This is a genomic window from Oceanobacillus iheyensis HTE831 (genome assembly GCF_000011245.1).
GTDB lineage: Bacteria > Bacillota > Bacilli > Bacillales > Amphibacillaceae > Oceanobacillus > Oceanobacillus iheyensis.
Genome location: NC_004193.1, coordinates 3,084,607 through 3,100,715 on the forward strand (window position 1 = coordinate 3,084,607; position 16,109 = coordinate 3,100,715).

16 protein-coding genes are annotated in these 16,109 nt (G+C 37.5%); all 16 read right to left on the minus strand.

Annotated elements, in window-relative coordinates; translation table 11 throughout:
• Window positions 1–277 precede the first annotated feature (277 nt).
• Complete coding sequence (locus OB_RS15185; RefSeq protein WP_011067371.1) at window positions 278–673, minus strand: F0F1 ATP synthase subunit epsilon; 396 nt, start codon at window positions 671–673, stop codon at window positions 278–280.
• A gap of 96 nt (window positions 674–769) precedes the next feature.
• On the minus strand, window positions 770–2,164 hold the full coding sequence (atpD, locus tag OB_RS15190; RefSeq protein WP_011067372.1) for a F0F1 ATP synthase subunit beta: 1,395 nt from the start codon (window positions 2,162–2,164) through the stop codon (window positions 770–772).
• Window positions 2,165–2,203: 39 nt separating this feature from the next.
• Window positions 2,204–3,064: an ATP synthase F1 subunit gamma gene (atpG, locus tag OB_RS15195; RefSeq protein WP_011067373.1), complete on the minus strand. Its 861-nt coding sequence runs from the start codon at window positions 3,062–3,064 to the stop codon at window positions 2,204–2,206.
• A gap of 91 nt (window positions 3,065–3,155) precedes the next feature.
• On the minus strand, window positions 3,156–4,667 hold the full coding sequence (atpA, locus tag OB_RS15200; protein WP_011067374.1) for a F0F1 ATP synthase subunit alpha: 1,512 nt from the start codon (window positions 4,665–4,667) through the stop codon (window positions 3,156–3,158).
• 18 nt (window positions 4,668–4,685) lie between these two features.
• On the minus strand, window positions 4,686–5,231 hold the full coding sequence (locus OB_RS15205; RefSeq protein ID WP_011067375.1) for a F0F1 ATP synthase subunit delta: 546 nt from the start codon (window positions 5,229–5,231) through the stop codon (window positions 4,686–4,688).
• Window positions 5,228–5,755: a F0F1 ATP synthase subunit B gene (gene atpF, locus OB_RS15210; RefSeq protein WP_011067376.1), complete on the minus strand. Its 528-nt coding sequence runs from the start codon at window positions 5,753–5,755 to the stop codon at window positions 5,228–5,230. The genes OB_RS15205 and atpF overlap by 4 nt, the downstream gene beginning before the upstream one ends.
• 137 nt (window positions 5,756–5,892) lie before the next feature.
• Entirely contained in the window at window positions 5,893–6,099 is a 207-nt protein-coding gene (atpE, locus tag OB_RS15215; protein ID WP_011067377.1) for a F0F1 ATP synthase subunit C, read from the minus strand.
• Between the two features lie 45 nt (window positions 6,100–6,144).
• Window positions 6,145–6,867 (minus strand): F0F1 ATP synthase subunit A, encoded by a 723-nt coding sequence (gene atpB, locus OB_RS15220; RefSeq protein ID WP_011067378.1) that lies wholly within the window; start codon window positions 6,865–6,867, stop codon window positions 6,145–6,147.
• Between the two features lie 56 nt (window positions 6,868–6,923).
• Window positions 6,924–7,313 carry an ATP synthase subunit I gene (locus OB_RS15225; protein WP_011067379.1) on the minus strand — a complete coding sequence of 130 codons (390 nt, stop codon included), beginning with the start codon at window positions 7,311–7,313 and terminating at the stop codon, window positions 6,924–6,926.
• A 450-nt stretch (window positions 7,314–7,763) separates the two neighbouring features.
• Window positions 7,764–9,971: a S8 family serine peptidase gene (locus OB_RS15230; RefSeq protein WP_011067380.1), complete on the minus strand. Its 2,208-nt coding sequence runs from the start codon at window positions 9,969–9,971 to the stop codon at window positions 7,764–7,766.
• Window positions 9,972–10,188: 217 nt separating this feature from the next.
• Entirely contained in the window at window positions 10,189–10,818 is a 630-nt protein-coding gene (gene upp, locus OB_RS15235) for a uracil phosphoribosyltransferase (RefSeq protein ID WP_011067381.1), read from the minus strand.
• A gap of 293 nt (window positions 10,819–11,111) precedes the next feature.
• Window positions 11,112–12,347, minus strand: coding sequence for a serine hydroxymethyltransferase (glyA, locus tag OB_RS15240; protein WP_011067382.1), 1,236 nt, complete (start codon window positions 12,345–12,347; stop codon window positions 11,112–11,114).
• 66 nt (window positions 12,348–12,413) lie between these two features.
• Window positions 12,414–12,959, minus strand: a complete 546-nt coding sequence (locus tag OB_RS15245; RefSeq protein WP_011067383.1) for a TIGR01440 family protein — start codon at window positions 12,957–12,959, stop codon at window positions 12,414–12,416.
• A 252-nt stretch (window positions 12,960–13,211) separates the two neighbouring features.
• On the minus strand, window positions 13,212–14,612 hold the full coding sequence (locus tag OB_RS15250; RefSeq protein WP_011067384.1) for a methyl-accepting chemotaxis protein: 1,401 nt from the start codon (window positions 14,610–14,612) through the stop codon (window positions 13,212–13,214).
• A gap of 14 nt (window positions 14,613–14,626) precedes the next feature.
• Window positions 14,627–15,229, minus strand: coding sequence for a low molecular weight protein arginine phosphatase (locus tag OB_RS15255; RefSeq protein ID WP_011067385.1), 603 nt, complete (start codon window positions 15,227–15,229; stop codon window positions 14,627–14,629).
• Between the two features lie 574 nt (window positions 15,230–15,803).
• The gene (locus OB_RS15260) at window positions 15,804–16,106 is read right to left on the minus strand and encodes a hypothetical protein (RefSeq protein ID WP_011067387.1); all 303 of its coding nucleotides are present in this window, start codon (window positions 16,104–16,106) and stop codon (window positions 15,804–15,806) included.
• Window positions 16,107–16,109: the final 3 nt, after the last annotated feature.

Genomic DNA, 16,109 nt, shown 5'->3' on the forward strand with positions numbered 1-16,109 from the left:
TTCACCACTTTTTCCGTTTTCTTATGCTTATTTGGTTTTGAGAGCAGCTCTATTCACTACTTTTTGCGGTTTCTCCTGCTTTTTTCGTTGATAGAAAATGGCTATTCACTGATCCCAGATCATTCGATGATTCTATGCTCCGCAATAGAAATAAGCTGCCTTATTAATTATTGTTATTATATCTGCATGTTACTAGGCAAGCTGGTCCAAGCCCATATAAAGTCTTTCTTAAAAGCAAAAAAACTCCCGCAATAATAATTGCAGGAGTTTTTTAGTATTACTTGCCTACGTCGAGGCGATTAATTGCTCTTTTGAGTGCTAATTCGGCCCGAGTTTTATCGATATTATCCTTTTTTGCCTGAAGACGTCTTTCCGCACGATCTTTTGCTTCTTTTGCACGTTGAACATTAATATCACTTGCAGTTTCAGCAGATTGTGCAAGAATGGTTACTTTCTCAGGCTGCACTTCCATAAATCCACCACTTATTGCTAAATATTTAGTATCATTTCCTTTTTTCAAACGAACTGCACTAATTTGTAGTGGAGAAACTAATGGAATGTGTCCAGGTAAAATACCGATTTCACCGGTTTCAGCTTTACAAACTACCATTTCAAAGCTTTCCTCTAAAACCGGGCCACCAGGAGTAACAACACTCACTTCTAGTGTTCTCAATGTAACCCCTCCTAAGAGACGGGATGGAAGTGCCCAAAAATTAATTCAGGCAATAAAAGATTTTCTTTCCAAAATCCCTACTTCCACGACCGAATATTATTCCATTCCTTTTGCTTTTTCTACTACTTCTTCAATACGTCCAACTAGACGGAAAGCATCCTCTGGAAGATCGTCATATTTACCTTCAAGAATCTCTTTAAATCCTTTTACAGTCTCTTGAACAGGAACATAAGATCCAGGTTGTCCAGTAAATTGCTCCGCTACGTGGAAGTTTTGTGATAGGAAGAACTGAATTCGACGCGCACGAGCAACGACTAATTTATCTTCATCACTTAACTCATCCATACCTAATATTGCGATAATATCTTGAAGTTCACGATATTTTTGTAGTGTTTGCTGTACCTCAGTTGCTACTTCATAGTGCTCTTTTCCAACTACTTCTGGATCGAGTGCACGTGAGGTAGACTCTAAAGGATCCACCGCAGGGTAGATACCTTGCTCAGATAATTTACGATCAAGGTTTGTTGTTGCATCTAAGTGAGCAAATGTTGTAGCAGGCGCCGGATCCGTATAGTCATCCGCTGGTACATAAATTGCTTGAATAGATGTTACAGAACCTTTGTCTGTAGATGTAATACGCTCTTGTAATTGTCCCATTTCTGTAGCTAGAGTAGGTTGATAACCTACCGCTGATGGCATACGACCAAGTAGTGCGGATACCTCAGAACCTGCTTGTGTGAAACGGAAGATATTATCAACGAACAATAATACATCCTGTCCTTGCTCATCACGGAAGTATTCTGCCATGGTTAAGCCAGTTAATGCTACACGCATACGTGCACCAGGTGGCTCGTTCATTTGTCCAAATACCATCGCTGTTTTAGCAATAACTCCAGAATCGCTCATTTCATAGTAAAGGTCATTCCCTTCACGAGTACGTTCACCAACACCCGCGAATACAGAAATACCACCATGTTCTTGTGCGATATTATTAATTAATTCCTGGATTAATACGGTTTTACCTACACCAGCTCCACCAAACAGTCCAATTTTACCACCTTTGATATATGGTGCTAACAGGTCAACTACTTTAATACCTGTCTCTAAAATTTCTGTTTCTGTAGATAAGTTTTCAAAGTCTGGTGCTTCACGGTGAATCGGATCGCGACGAACTCCCTCTTCTAAAGGTTCGTCTAAATCGATTTTTTCACCTAATACGTTAAATACACGGCCTAGTGTTACGTCACCAACTGGTACTGAGATTGGACGACCAAGGTTTTCCACCTCTGCACCACGTTTGAAACCATCTGTTGAAGACATAGCGATGGTACGTACACTATTGTCACCTAAATGAAGAGCTACTTCTAGTGTTAGTTCTTCACCACTGTCACTACGGACAACTAAAGCATTATTTACTGCTGGGAGTTCAGCGTCTTCAAAACGTACATCGACTACTGGTCCCATTAATTGTGTAACGCGTCCTTTGCTCATCTATTTCCCTCCTAACTTACTGTCCACACGGTGTTAAACCTATTCGAGTGCTGCTACGCCACCAACAATCTCTGTGATTTCTTGTGTAATTGCTGCTTGACGTGCACGGTTATATGATAGGGATAAATCATCAATTAGATCCGAAGCATTATCCGTTGCACTACGCATCGCAGTCATACTAGCCGCATGTTCACTTGCTTTCCCGTCAAGTAATGCACCAAAGATTAGACTTTCTGCATACTGAGGTAAAAGTACTTCCAAGATTTGCTCCTGGTTTGGATCAAACTCATAGTCAGATGTAGCTGCACCGCTCTCATCTAAATTATCAATAGGAAGTAATTGTTTATTTGTTACCACTTGCGAAATCGCACTAACATAGTGGTTGTATATAATATTTAACTCGTCAATATCTCCATCTGCATACATTTGAACAGTTTCAGACGCAAGCTCTTTTACATCTGCAAATGTTGGATGATCAGGTACACCTAGCACACTTTTGGATACCGGTAACCCACGTTTTCGACAATAATCATATCCTTTTCTCCCAAGTACGATGATCGTATATTCATCCTTACTTGTATGATTCTTTTCAATTGTATTGACTAGATTTTTTAGGATGTGACTATTATATGCCCCAACAAGACCGCGGTCTGAAGTTATAATTAAATAACCTGTCTTTTTCACTTCACGTTTCATTAACATTGGATGTTGTGCATCCGTATTCGCATTAGCAATACTGCTAACAACCTCTTGAAGTTTATCTGCATAAGGAACAAATCCTCGGGCATTTTGTTCCGCTTTTGACATTTTAGAAGCCGAAACAAGTTGCATTGCTCCCGTGATTTGTTTTGTTTTTTTCGTAGATTCAATTCTACCTTTTAATTCTCTTAGTGATGCCAAGCTCTTTCACCACACTTTCCTGTCAGGAGTGAGGGTCGAGAATAATTATTCGACCCATTATACTCTATACCGAACTTCATCATTTCACTTATTAGTTATTAGATGGTAGAAATGTTTTCTTGAATGAATCAATCGCATCATTAAACTCGCTCTCGTCTGGTAAATTACCAGTTTCACGAATAGAAGTAAGTAATTCATTACGATTGCTTTCTAACCAAATGTTCAATTCTTCTTCAAAACGTTGGATATCTTCTACAGGGATATCATCTAGGAAACCACGCGTTAATGAGTAGATAATAGCTACCTGTTTTTCAACTACCATCGGTTTATGAAGACCTTGCTTCAACACTTCAACTGTACGTTGACCGCGATTTAGTTTCGCTTGTGTAGATTTATCCAAGTCTGAACCAAATTGAGAGAATGCTTCTAATTCACGGAAAGATGCAAGATCAAGACGCAATGTCCCTGCTACTTTTTTCATTGCTTTGATTTGTGCAGATCCCCCTACACGTGATACAGATAAACCAGGGTTGATCGCTGGACGAACCCCAGAGAAAAATAGATCCGATTGTAAGAAAATCTGTCCATCAGTAATGGAAATTACGTTCGTTGGAATGTAAGCTGCAATATCACCAGCTTGTGTTTCAACAAATGGTAATGCAGTTAATGAACCGCCACCTTTTGCATCACTTAATTTAGCTGCACGCTCTAATAAACGAGAGTGTAGGTAGAATACATCCCCAGGGAATGCTTCACGGCCCGGTGGACGACGTAATAATAAGGAAAGTTCACGATATGCTACTGCTTGTTTAGATAAATCATCATATATAACTAAAACGTGTTTTCCGTTATACATGAACTCTTCACCCATTGCTACACCAGCATACGGAGATAAGTACAATAGTGGTGCAGGATCTGAAGCACCTGCAGTAACTACAATTGTGTTTTCAAGTGCACCGTGCTTACGGAAAGTTTCTACTGTATTACGCACAGTTGATTCTTTTTGTCCGATAGCTACATAAATACAAATCATATCTTGATCTTTTTGGTTCAAGATTGTATCTACTGCTACAGTAGTTTTCCCAGTTTGACGGTCTCCGATGATTAACTCACGTTGACCACGACCAATTGGAACTAATGCATCAATTGCTTTAATACCTGTTTGAAGTGGCTCATCAACGGATTTACGATCCATAACTCCTGGAGCAGCCGCTTCGATTGGACGAGTTTTAGATGTTTCAATTGGGCCTTTGCCATCAATTGGTTGACCTAGTGGGTTTACCACACGTCCTAACAATTCCTCTCCTACAGGTACTTGCATGATACGACCAGTACGACGAACTTCATCGCCTTCTTTAATTTCCGTATAAGGTCCAAGGATAACGATACCTACATTACTTTCTTCTAAGTTCTGTGCTAATCCCATAACACCATTTGAGAATTCAAGTAATTCTCCAGCCATAGCATTATCAAGACCATGAGCACGCGCGATACCGTCACCGACTTCAATAACTGTCCCAACATCACTTACTTCGATGTCAGAATCAAAGTTTTCAATTTGCTGTTTAATCAGTGTGCTAATTTCTTCAGCATTAATGCTCATACCATTTCACCCCTATCATCATTTGTTAGCAGACACGATACTACGTGAAATTCGGTTTAACTTATTACTTACCGTTCCATCGTATATCGTATTTCCGACTCTTATTTTCATACCGCCGAGAATCTTAGGATCCACAACATTCGTAATTTGAACACTTCTTTTCCCTAAACGTTTAGCAAAGGATGTTTGAAGTTGTTCCTTTTCATCGGTATTTAATTCTCGAATGGAATAGACGGTTGCGTCTGCAATTCCTTTTGTATCGTTTACCAAAGCGACTAGGTGATCAACAATAGATGGAATGGTTGATGTGCGATGACGATCTACAAGTAACTTCAGCGTATTTATTACAACTGGATCCGCACCTTTAAACACATCAGCTAAAAACTGTTTCTTTTTCTCATTGTCAATCTTTGGATGCTTCAGGAAAACATTTAATTTTTGATCATTTGTAAATATTTGTCGAACCTCAAGAAAATCTGCTACTAATTGGTCTAATGAATTCTTCTCTCTACCAAGCTGAAAAAGCGCATCTGCATAACGTTTTGCTACTACGGAGTTACTCATCGATCTTCCCCAACTTCTTGAATGTATTCATTAATTAGTTTTTCTTGATCTTGTTCGCTAAGTTCTTTTTCAATTACCTTACTTGCAATTAATACAGATAAGGATGCAACTTTATCTTGTAACGCTTGAATAGCTCGTTCTTTTTCATTTTGAATATCTGCTTGCGCTGCTTCTTTAATACGATCTGCTTCTTCCCTCGCTGAATCGATGATGGCTTGCTCTTGTTTTGCTCCTGCAGCCTTCGCATCTTCTATCATTTTTTGCGCTTCTGCTTTTACTTGATTTAATTGCTCAGCTGCATCTTTGGAAGCCTTTTCTGCTTCCGCACGACTTTGCTCAGCTGATTCAATTTCATTTGCTACGTAGTTCTCACGCTCTTCCATTTTGCTCATTAATGGTCCCCAAGCAAATTTCTTCAGTAATGCTAGAAGAATAAGGAAGAAGAATAATTGAACTAACATATCTGGCCAACGTAAACCACCGACACTAGCTCCAATGTTTAACAAGTCAATGTATGAATGCACCGATCCCACTCCTTTCGCTAATAAATCACATCTATGGTCTGATGTATAAAATTCTACATCGTTACTCTTGCATAAAGGAATGGCGAAGATTCTTTGTTACTGAACTTCGCCATTATAATTCTAGGAAAAATTGCGATTTACATTACCATAAACGCGATAACTGCTGCGATGATTGGAATCGCCTCTACAAGTGCTACCCCGATAAACATTGTACCTTGTAATGCACCACGTAATTCTGGTTGACGTGCAATACCTTCTACTGTTTTACTTACGATCATACCGTTACCAAGACCTGCTCCTAATGCTGCTAAACCGATTGCTATTGCTGCTGCTAAAGCTCCCATTGATAATTTCCTCCTTTTATAATAAACCTAATAAATTATTTTTTATTAATGGTCACTGCTCACTTTGTGAGACATATAAACCATTGTTAACATTACGAATACGTAGGACTGGATGGCTCCAATAAACACACTAAAAGTTTGCCATGCCAGCATCGGAAGTGCTGCTCCGAAGAATCCAAAAATACTTGTTGTTGCTAGTCCTACTAATAAACTTAATAAAATTTCACCTGCATAAATATTACCAAACAAACGAAGACCCAACGTTAATGTGTTGGTGAATTCCTCTACTATTTTAAACGGTAACATCAGTGGTACTGGGCTTACATATGTTTTTAAATAAGCTTTTGTACCTCTTAACTTAATACCATAATAGTGTGTTAATGCAATGATCATTGTTGATAGTGTTAATGTCATAACCGCATCTGCTGTAGGTGATTTCCACCATAAGTCATGTTCAACTACCCCAACCGTTGCAACACCTATTAAGTTACTAACTAAAATATAGAATATTAGAGTTAGTCCAAGCGGAAGAAATATTCTTCCTGTTTTCCAATCCATGTTGTCTTGGATGATACCCCTAACGAATTCTACAGCCCATTCCATGAAGTTCTGTATTCCCTTAGGTTTCATCTGTAACTTTCTGCTTCCCCACACACAGAAAACAAAGACAATAAGACACACGATAAATGTCATCATGAGGTTAGAAAGGTTAAGATTCGCACCCGGTATCCCAAAGATATCATGCACTATTGGATTTTCGTGATCCAAGATTATCACCCCTTTACTAAAACTATTTGTAAGTAAAAATGGAATACTGGAAAAGATTAGTCTTCTTCCTGCTTGCGTAAAGATAATTGATACACAATGATATCTAACGCGATAACAAAATAAGAAGAAAGAATCCCAATGATTACAGACATTACGTGGAAGTATTCTTCAAATCGCATCGCAATCAACACTCCCAACACTGCGGCGGCCATTCTTGTAAACGTACCTAATCCTCCTCTGGCCTTCCCACCTGCTGCAACTGTTTCCCCAAGTTTTGCTGTCTTGCTCTGTAGTAACCACAAGTTATAAAGACTAATGATACTACCTAGGATTAATCCGAAAAAAACACGGGGATATGGTAGAAACCCAGCGCAAAGCACTAATACTGCTAGTAAATAAAACATCCATTGACGCTGTCGGGTTATCATTTTATCATAATTAGACATTATATTTGCTACACTCCTAAACCCGGTACAATAGATACTAAACAGACTACCAACTCACATTTGCATCCGTTTTCAATCAAATCGGGGAAAATCTCTTGCTAGGTAATATTACTTGTAGTTTTAGATGCGGAGGTGTTACATTCATTGCATCTATGTAGTTGAAGTCAGAAGCAACCATTATCCGCTGTATCATAACAGGGGATTATTTCGCGAATAAAGGGCTAAAAAGCTATTTTCTCCTTACTCCACACTAAACAAGTTTACATTAGCCAAGCTGGGATTGTCAATTAGTAATAGGCATTAATCATATTAATTTTATTACATTTAAAAACATTGACATATTAGTGTTTCATACCTTGTTTTTCCTCATTGTGCACTGTATCACATATCAATTCCTTCATGTTATTTAACAACTTTCGTTTTATGACTTTTTTGTGAACAATAATAATTCTACTTGATGTAGACCATTGCTTCTGAACTTTCATACGTTCCATCATCTAAGTATACCGTCACAATAGCTAAATATAATCCTTCTTTTCCTGCTTCTTTCGCCGTCAGTTCACCATTGTGTAGACCTTGATCGATGTCTTTTTCTTCCAACAATCTTCGCTTATACACAAGGGTATCTGGATCATATAGATCAACTTCCAGCTTTCGAGCAGACTCTGTCATATATAGTTGATATTGATATAAATCGTCAGAGAGCGCTTTTAGCGAGAACTCAAATCCAGCTGTTTTTGGTTGGTCTGCTTCTTTGTTTACGATAATGTACGGTAGTTGATATGCTGCATCCCCTTCCTCTAAAGCAATCCAGCCTTGGTGAACCCCTTTTTCTAATTGCAGTCCCGTAACAGATGCTTCTATTGGAATTTCCTTCTTTTCAAAAGGTTCTAACTGAAAAGCCTTCGGTAACTTCCATGATATCCCTTTGTCTTTATATGGAATATCGAATCGATAAGACTGCGTTTCATCGGTCATATTCTCTATAATAAGCTGATGCTGAAACTCGTCACGGTAGTTGTCCACTTTACCAAACTGTAGCTGACCATTGTGAATTATCGTACTTGTATCAATAGCTTTGTTTACATCAATAACTCCCATGCCTTGTTCCGTTGAAGTTACTAGCTCCTCATCATTCATAAGTTGATCTGCAGATGTTTGGATCGCTCCAATAATTTGATCATTTGTCCAATTTGGTTTCGCTTCCTTGATAACTGCTGCTGCTCCTGCCACGTGAGGGGTAGCCATACTCGTCCCATTCATAGCTTGATATCCACCTGGAACGGTACTCCAAATGTCAGTACCTGGCGCAATAATATCTGGTTTTATCTGCCAGTTAATTGTCACTGGCCCCCTTGAACTAAATGGTGCTACTTGAATTGGTTGATCTACACGTGTTGCATCAATGAAATAATGATTATTTTCCTCCACTTGTTGCTTTAACCATTCCCCATCTTCTTTGGAAATTGCTGCTACAGGGATTTGGACAGGATCATCACGAAACTCTACAGATCCCTGGAAAGGACCAGCTTCATTATTATATATAAGAACTGCTTCTGCTCCTAATTCTTCCGCTTTCTTCGCTAATTGGTAAAAAGGTATCTTCCCTCGTTGTACAAGAGCTATTTTTCCAGAAAGAGAACCGATTGCTTCCTCATCTATTGAGGTAATATTATAATCTTTTTCCAAATCCCATTCCGGGGAACCAAGCATCTCTAACAACGGAATTGATTTACCTTCAAACGAATCATTTAATACCGGAACGGTTGAAGGAGTGGTTGAAGCACCCACAGAAAAGGCTTTGTTTGCTGTAGCAGGTGAACCTACAGTCCATGCATCAGGACCACTATTTCCATTCGCAATTACTACGAATATTCCTAATTCAGCAGCACGATTTACCGCTTGACTCGTTGGATAGTCTGGAACATTGACATTGTTACCTAATGAAAGATTAATAATATCTACTTCATCTTCAATCGCTTTTTCCATGGCAGCTAATACTTGCACGGAAGTCCCTGCCCCACCTGGGCCAAGAGCACGATATGCATATATTTCTGCATCAGGAGCCATGCCCTTTAAATCACCGTTTGCAGCGATTATACCTGCTACATGAGTTCCATGAGATGTAGGTACTCCTTGTTCAGGCTGTGTCTCCATAGGATCTTCATCAAGGTCTACTAAATCATATCCGTTCATATAATTCGCTTGTAAATCTGGATGATCATAATCAATTCCCGTGTCGATGACCCCTACTTTTACACCTTTGCCTGTGTAAGAAGTATGATTCCACGAATACGGTTCTAACTCTGTAATTGACGGTTGTAATTCCGATAATACTGAAGTTTTCGTAGTTGGTATAGCTTGATATTGTTGTACGGAATGGATACCTTTAATGAATTCTAAGGATTCCATTTTCTGAAGTTGTTCCGGGGAACCTCGCAGGGCAATTCCATTAAAAATCGTATCATACACTGAAATTACTTCAATAAAAGGATGGTAATCTTTAATATATTCAACTTGTTCATGTGGATCACCTTCCACTTCAATAATAATGGATTCCTTCTGATTATATTCTGCAAATGTTGTTAATTGTGGATAACTAAATATCAATAATAAAATTATATAAAGAAATATGGGGATAAGTTTTCCGATATGCATCCGAGCACCACCTTATTTCCATAGCTTTTGAAGTTTTTGCTGTATTTATACGGATGAACTTATCTAATTTATTTTCATTAATATTCATATTAATTTTCTTACATAAAAACGGTTAACTCCCTTGAGCAATCAATTACTTTTAGAGAAAAGATTCTCATGTAAATTGCTATACCAAAGGAATTAACCGTAATTTAAATGAAATTATCAATTTGTTTCTTTATTTTGTACCGAATAAGCGATCTCCGGCATCTCCAAGACCAGGAATAATGTAACCATGATCATCTAGACGTTCATCCATAGCCGCTAAATAAATATCCACATCTGGATGTGCTTCTTTCACTACTTCAACACCTTCTGGAGCAGCGATTAAACACATGAGACGAATATTTTTAGCACCTCGTTTTTTGATTGCTGCAATGGCATCATTTGCAGAACCACCTGTTGCTAACATTGGATCAATCACAATGATTTCACGTTCTTCAATATCGTTTGGAAGTTTGACATAATACTCCACAGGTTTGAATGTTTCTGGATCACGATATAGACCAACATGTCCAACTTTTGCAGCCGGGATTAACTTACGAACACCATCTACCATCCCAAGTCCCGCACGCAAAATAGGAACTAATCCTAACTTTTTCCCAGCAAGTACTTTTGAAGGCGCCGTAGTTACTGGAGTATCGACATTGACTTCTTTCACGGGAAGATCACGTGTAATTTCAAAAGCCATCAACATCGCAACTTCATCAACAAGTTCACGAAATTCTTTTGTTCCCGTGTTTTTGTCACGTATGTACGTTAATTTATGTTGAATTAACGGATGATCAAATACAAATACATTACCCATCTTAAGATCACTCCTTATATTAAAAGATATATCTTTAAAATTGTACTGAAAATCTCCTCTGCTTTCAAGTATTGTTATTAAGTTGGTAAGTCTTTACAAATTTTTGATTTTAATGACAATTATTCATTTCATCAAGGGCACGTTGTTTGATTTCCATTGCAGACAGACGCTTTTTAGCAGGCACGGCCTCAGCTAACTTGAAAAGAAGAGCACTTTTCAATCTTCTCATTAAGTAAAAAAACGAACAATAGTGGATAATGTAGTATCATCCAATTATTGTTCGTTTCTATTATTTAAGCATATAGCGTGAATTTTTCTGTAAGTGCTTGTACACGTTGTGCTGCTTCTTTTAACTTCGCTTCATCTTCATGGTGTTTTAACGTTAAAGAAATAATAGAAGCAATTTCTTTCATTTCTTCTTCACCAAATCCACGTGTAGTTACTGCAGCAGTACCAATACGGATACCACTTGTTACAAAAGGACTTTCTTGATCAAAAGGAATCGTGTTTTTATTCGTTGTAATACCGATATCATCTAGTGCTTTTTCAGCTACTTTTCCGGTTAATTGTAATGGAGTAACATCTAATAATAGTAGATGGTTATCTGTACCTCCAGATACAATACGAATTCCTTCTTTATTGAGAGCTTCCCCTAGTAATTTTGCATTTGCAACAATTTGCTTTGAATATGCTTTAAAGTCATCTGACAATGCTTCTTTAAAGGATACAGCTTTTGCAGCAATAACATGCATTAACGGTCCACCTTGGATTCCAGGGAAAATCGCTTTATCTACTTTTTTGGCAAATTCTTCTTTACAAAGAATCATACCACCACGAGGTCCGCGCAATGTTTTATGGGTTGTAGTAGTAACAAAATCTGCATGAGGAACTGGATTTTCATGTTCACCAGTAGCAACTAAACCAGCAATATGTGCCATATCTACCATTAGATATGCATCTACTGCATCAGCAATTTCACGGAATTTAGCAAAATTAATAGAACGGGAGTATGCACTTGCTCCAGCCACGATTAATTTAGGTTTTACTTCCTTTGCTTTTTCCAATACAGCATCATAATCAAGTTGTTCTGTCTCTTTGTCTACACCATAGTCAACAAAATTATACAATTGACCGCTAAAGTTCACTGGGCTACCATGAGTTAAATGTCCACCATGATTTAGATTCATACCTAGTACCGTATCACCAGGCTCAAGTACCGCAGAATAAACTGCCATATTTGCTTGTGCTCCTGAATGAGGTTGTACATTTGCGTGATCAGCACCAAATAATTCTTTCGCACGATCACGAGCAAGATTTTCCACTACATCAACATGCTCACAACCACCATAATAACGCTTGCCTGGATAACCTTCTGCATATTTATTGGTAAGAATAGATCCCATCGCATCCATTACTGCTTTTGTTACAAAATTTTCGGATGCAATTAACTCAATCTTATCTTGCTGGCGATTTTTTTCGGCTTGCATTGCTTCAAACACTTCGGTATCTGCTTGTTTCACAAATTCCATCATTGGTATAGCCCCCTATGTAATAAGATTTTAAATATTTACTGATGAAGATGGTAGTTATAATGACTACTTGCCATAGTAAGCTCTACTTCCCCCTACTAGCTTTGGACGCGTACGAGCAGCTCTTACACGAGCATAATTAATAAATCGTTGTTTGAATTTAAGTGGTACAGCTACATGTTTTAAATGCATACCAATCATCGTTTCTCCAATATCCATTCCTGCTTCGGCTGTGATTTTCTCTACAACAACAGGATCAATCATATGTTGATAAGCATAGGCAGCCATCGCTCCACCAGCTTCCCTGACAGGTATAGCAGTAACTTCTGGTAAGGAATAAGTTGTTGCTATTGTCCTCTCTACAACAATTGCACGGTTTAGGTGTTCACAACATTGAAATGCTAGATTTATGCCTGTAGCATTTTGTAAAGATTGAAGCTGTTGATAAATGGTAGAAGCAATTTCTTCACTTCCAGCTGTTCCAATGGGCTGACCAGCAACTTCACTCGTTGAACAGCCAACAACAAAAATATCATTTTCTCGTAGAATTCTAGCATCTGTCCATTCTTTGACAATACACTTTAAATCTTGTGCAAGTCTATCATTTGTCATTATTCTTTCACCTAGTTTCTTAAAAAGTAAAAAAACGTTTGACCCATCAGTAAAAATCAGTTTACATCTAACTAAAGCGCACAGCAATTTTTAAACTTCAGACTTCTTCTATGATAAAGTGAGACTTCATCGGATCCTTATTCCAATAAAAAACACTATTAAATAAAGTTTTTACATTGCTTCACTGACGTTTATACGTTGTAAAACGGGTGCTTGCGCCTTCATTATAAGCATACCATGATTTTTGTTAATTTACGAAACTTCTTTATTCCTATTTTTTTCAGAAGTAGATTCACTTTTTTCAAGAAAAGATTGTTCCTGCTCTGCCTTAAAAGGCTCAACATTGCTTTCTTCCTCTTGTTTTCTTACCTTAAATTGGTTAATTTGTGATTTTAAATTAGTTGCATGTTGTTCCATTTCATAAGCTAATTGATCGACTTGCTCCATTGTTATTACTTGTTCTTGAATAGCAGCGTTAACTTCCTCTGTTCCTGCTGATGTTTCTTCTGCAATAGCCGCAACTTCTTGTGATTGCTGTACAGTATCTTGAATAGAATGAAGTTGCTGATCTACTAACTGATGAATCGTTTCAATTTCATTCGCAACATCGGTGATGGAATCAGCCATCTCTTCAATTGTGCGGTTTGTTCCTTCTCCTTGTTTTGCTTCTTCCTTTGCATACTGCACATTTTCATTTATTTTTTCAACAACTTGAGTAACATCATGCTGTATCGCTCCAATTAATTCCGATATCTGCTGCACTGCTTGGGCACTTTGATCAGCAAGTTTACGAATTTCCTCAGCAACAACAGCAAAACCTTTTCCATGTTCACCAGCCCGTGCTGCTTCTATTGATGCATTTAAAGCTAGAAGATTCGTCTGTTCCGCAATTTCTCCGACTAACGTAATGATTGTTTCCACTTGTTTTGCATTCTGCTTTAAATGATTAACATCTTTAAGTGATAATTCTTGTTCATTTGTCAATTTTTGAATACCAGCTACTAACTGTCCAACAACGCGTTGGCCTTCCTGTAAGGTAACAAGCATTGATTTCGATTTATCTGTAGACTGTTCTGCTTTTCCTTGTACTTTTCGAGCTAAATCTGTAGCTAATTCAACCGAAGCAGCCGTTTGTTGGGTAGCTTCTGAAGAGCTCTCTGCACCATTTGAAATATCAACGATAGAGTGACCAATCGCTGTAGAATGTTGAGATGCTTTATGAGATGCATTCTTTAATTGAACTACCGTCTCATTCGTTTTTTCAAAATGTGTATCAATATTATGTACCATGCGGTTCAGATTTAGCAGCATACCATTGACTGCTAAAGAAAGAGAACGAATTTCATCGTCCGAGCGTGGTATATGCACGTGTTGATCCAAATTCCCTAGAGAAGCTTCCGTTGCAACTTTTTCTAGATTTTCCATTGGCTTCGTAATCCATTTAGCCGCAAAAAATGCGAGTAATCCTGACCAAAAGATTCCTAATAGTAATATGATTGTCAAGTACAACTCATCGGAAACACTCCAAAATTGCTGTACATAGTCATTTACAACATAAATAAATAGCGCGCTAAATCCATAAGTAATCATTGCTAATACAGTTATTAAAACAACAAGCTTCAAGCGTAGACTGAACCGATACTTTTTCTTCATAATTTCCTCCTGCATTACGTATGTTTTTGAACAAAAAGGTCTATGCAGTCTTCAATTTCTTTCATCGTATTACGATATTGATCTAATCCACCTCCAAATGGATCAGAAATATCATAATTGATTAGTTTGGATTCCAAACGCTGTATTTCATTAATTTCTGTCTGAAATTCCTTTGAAACTGATTGATGCAGCTGAAAGTTGTTCATCATATGTTGATGCTTCTGAATAAATAAAGCACGCTTTTCTTCTAAATCAGCATAGGCCTTTTGTATCTGTCCCCATATTTCTTTATCGGCTTCTGAAACATATTCTTTAAGGGTAAAATACTTGCTTTGTTGCTCTGGGAATTGAATAATTAACGATTGTTTATGTGAAGTAGTCATCGTAAGGACGATATCTGCCCACTCTAATAACTCTTCATTTACAGATTGAGAATAATGGTGCATGTCAATGCCTTTTTCAGATAATGCCTGCATGGTATGGTTTGACGCAGGGCTTCGATCCATTGCTGCCGTTCCTGCAGATTTCACATTGAAGGCTGGCATCTTACTTTTTAACAACCCCTCTGCCATTGGACTTCGGCAAGTATTTCCTGTGCATATAAATAAAACATTCATAATTAACCCTCCACTTATTTTTAAAACAATAATATATTATATGATGTATGTACACATTCACCTTAATTTTCTTATATAGCCATTATAACCTACCAAAAAAGAACTATAAATGAGTTAACATTTTTAATAACTCATTTATAGTTCTTCCTCCGTGCGATTATTCTATTTCGAATATGGTTTTCTACCTGTGTAGATTCATTATACAGTGTATTAATGTCGAGCTCATGACATTTTTACAGGTGTTTGTTTATCGATTATTTTATGGAACAAGTAGAAAAGCATTGAGACTGGTATCTATTTTTATCCTCATGTTAATTGTTAATACTCCATTTATTCCAGTCAAAACAATGTTAGATAAGGATCATATAACAAAATTCTTAATTGTAAACTAAAATTTTCGCACCTAGAAATTTAGGTGCAAGCCTGTAGTGATTAGCCATTGGTGTAATTTCCGATGTATTAGATGTTAAGTTGTAACAAAAATATTAATAATTTTTAATACAATTAAGCGGTTTTACTAAACAGGAAAATTTATTCATAATAAAAATAAGAACACGGATATTATTATCCATGTTCAAAATACTTTTGAATATTTATTTGGTAAATCTTTTTCTTCGTGAGATTCGCCAGGAGGAATCTCATCGTCTCCCGGGTCAATCTCGTCTTTTGGAATAGGATTCTTAGGCAATTCAGTTTCTCCTTCTGGTGGAGGATCTTCTTCACTTTCAGGTGAACTCTCATCTTCAGGGGAATTTTCTTTATTAGATGGATCATATTCTTCTGGAAGTTCCACATCACCATTGCCACATCCAATAACACCCACAAGAATAATAAAGCTAATTAAGACGAGATATAATCTTTTAAAGGATACTGACATTCA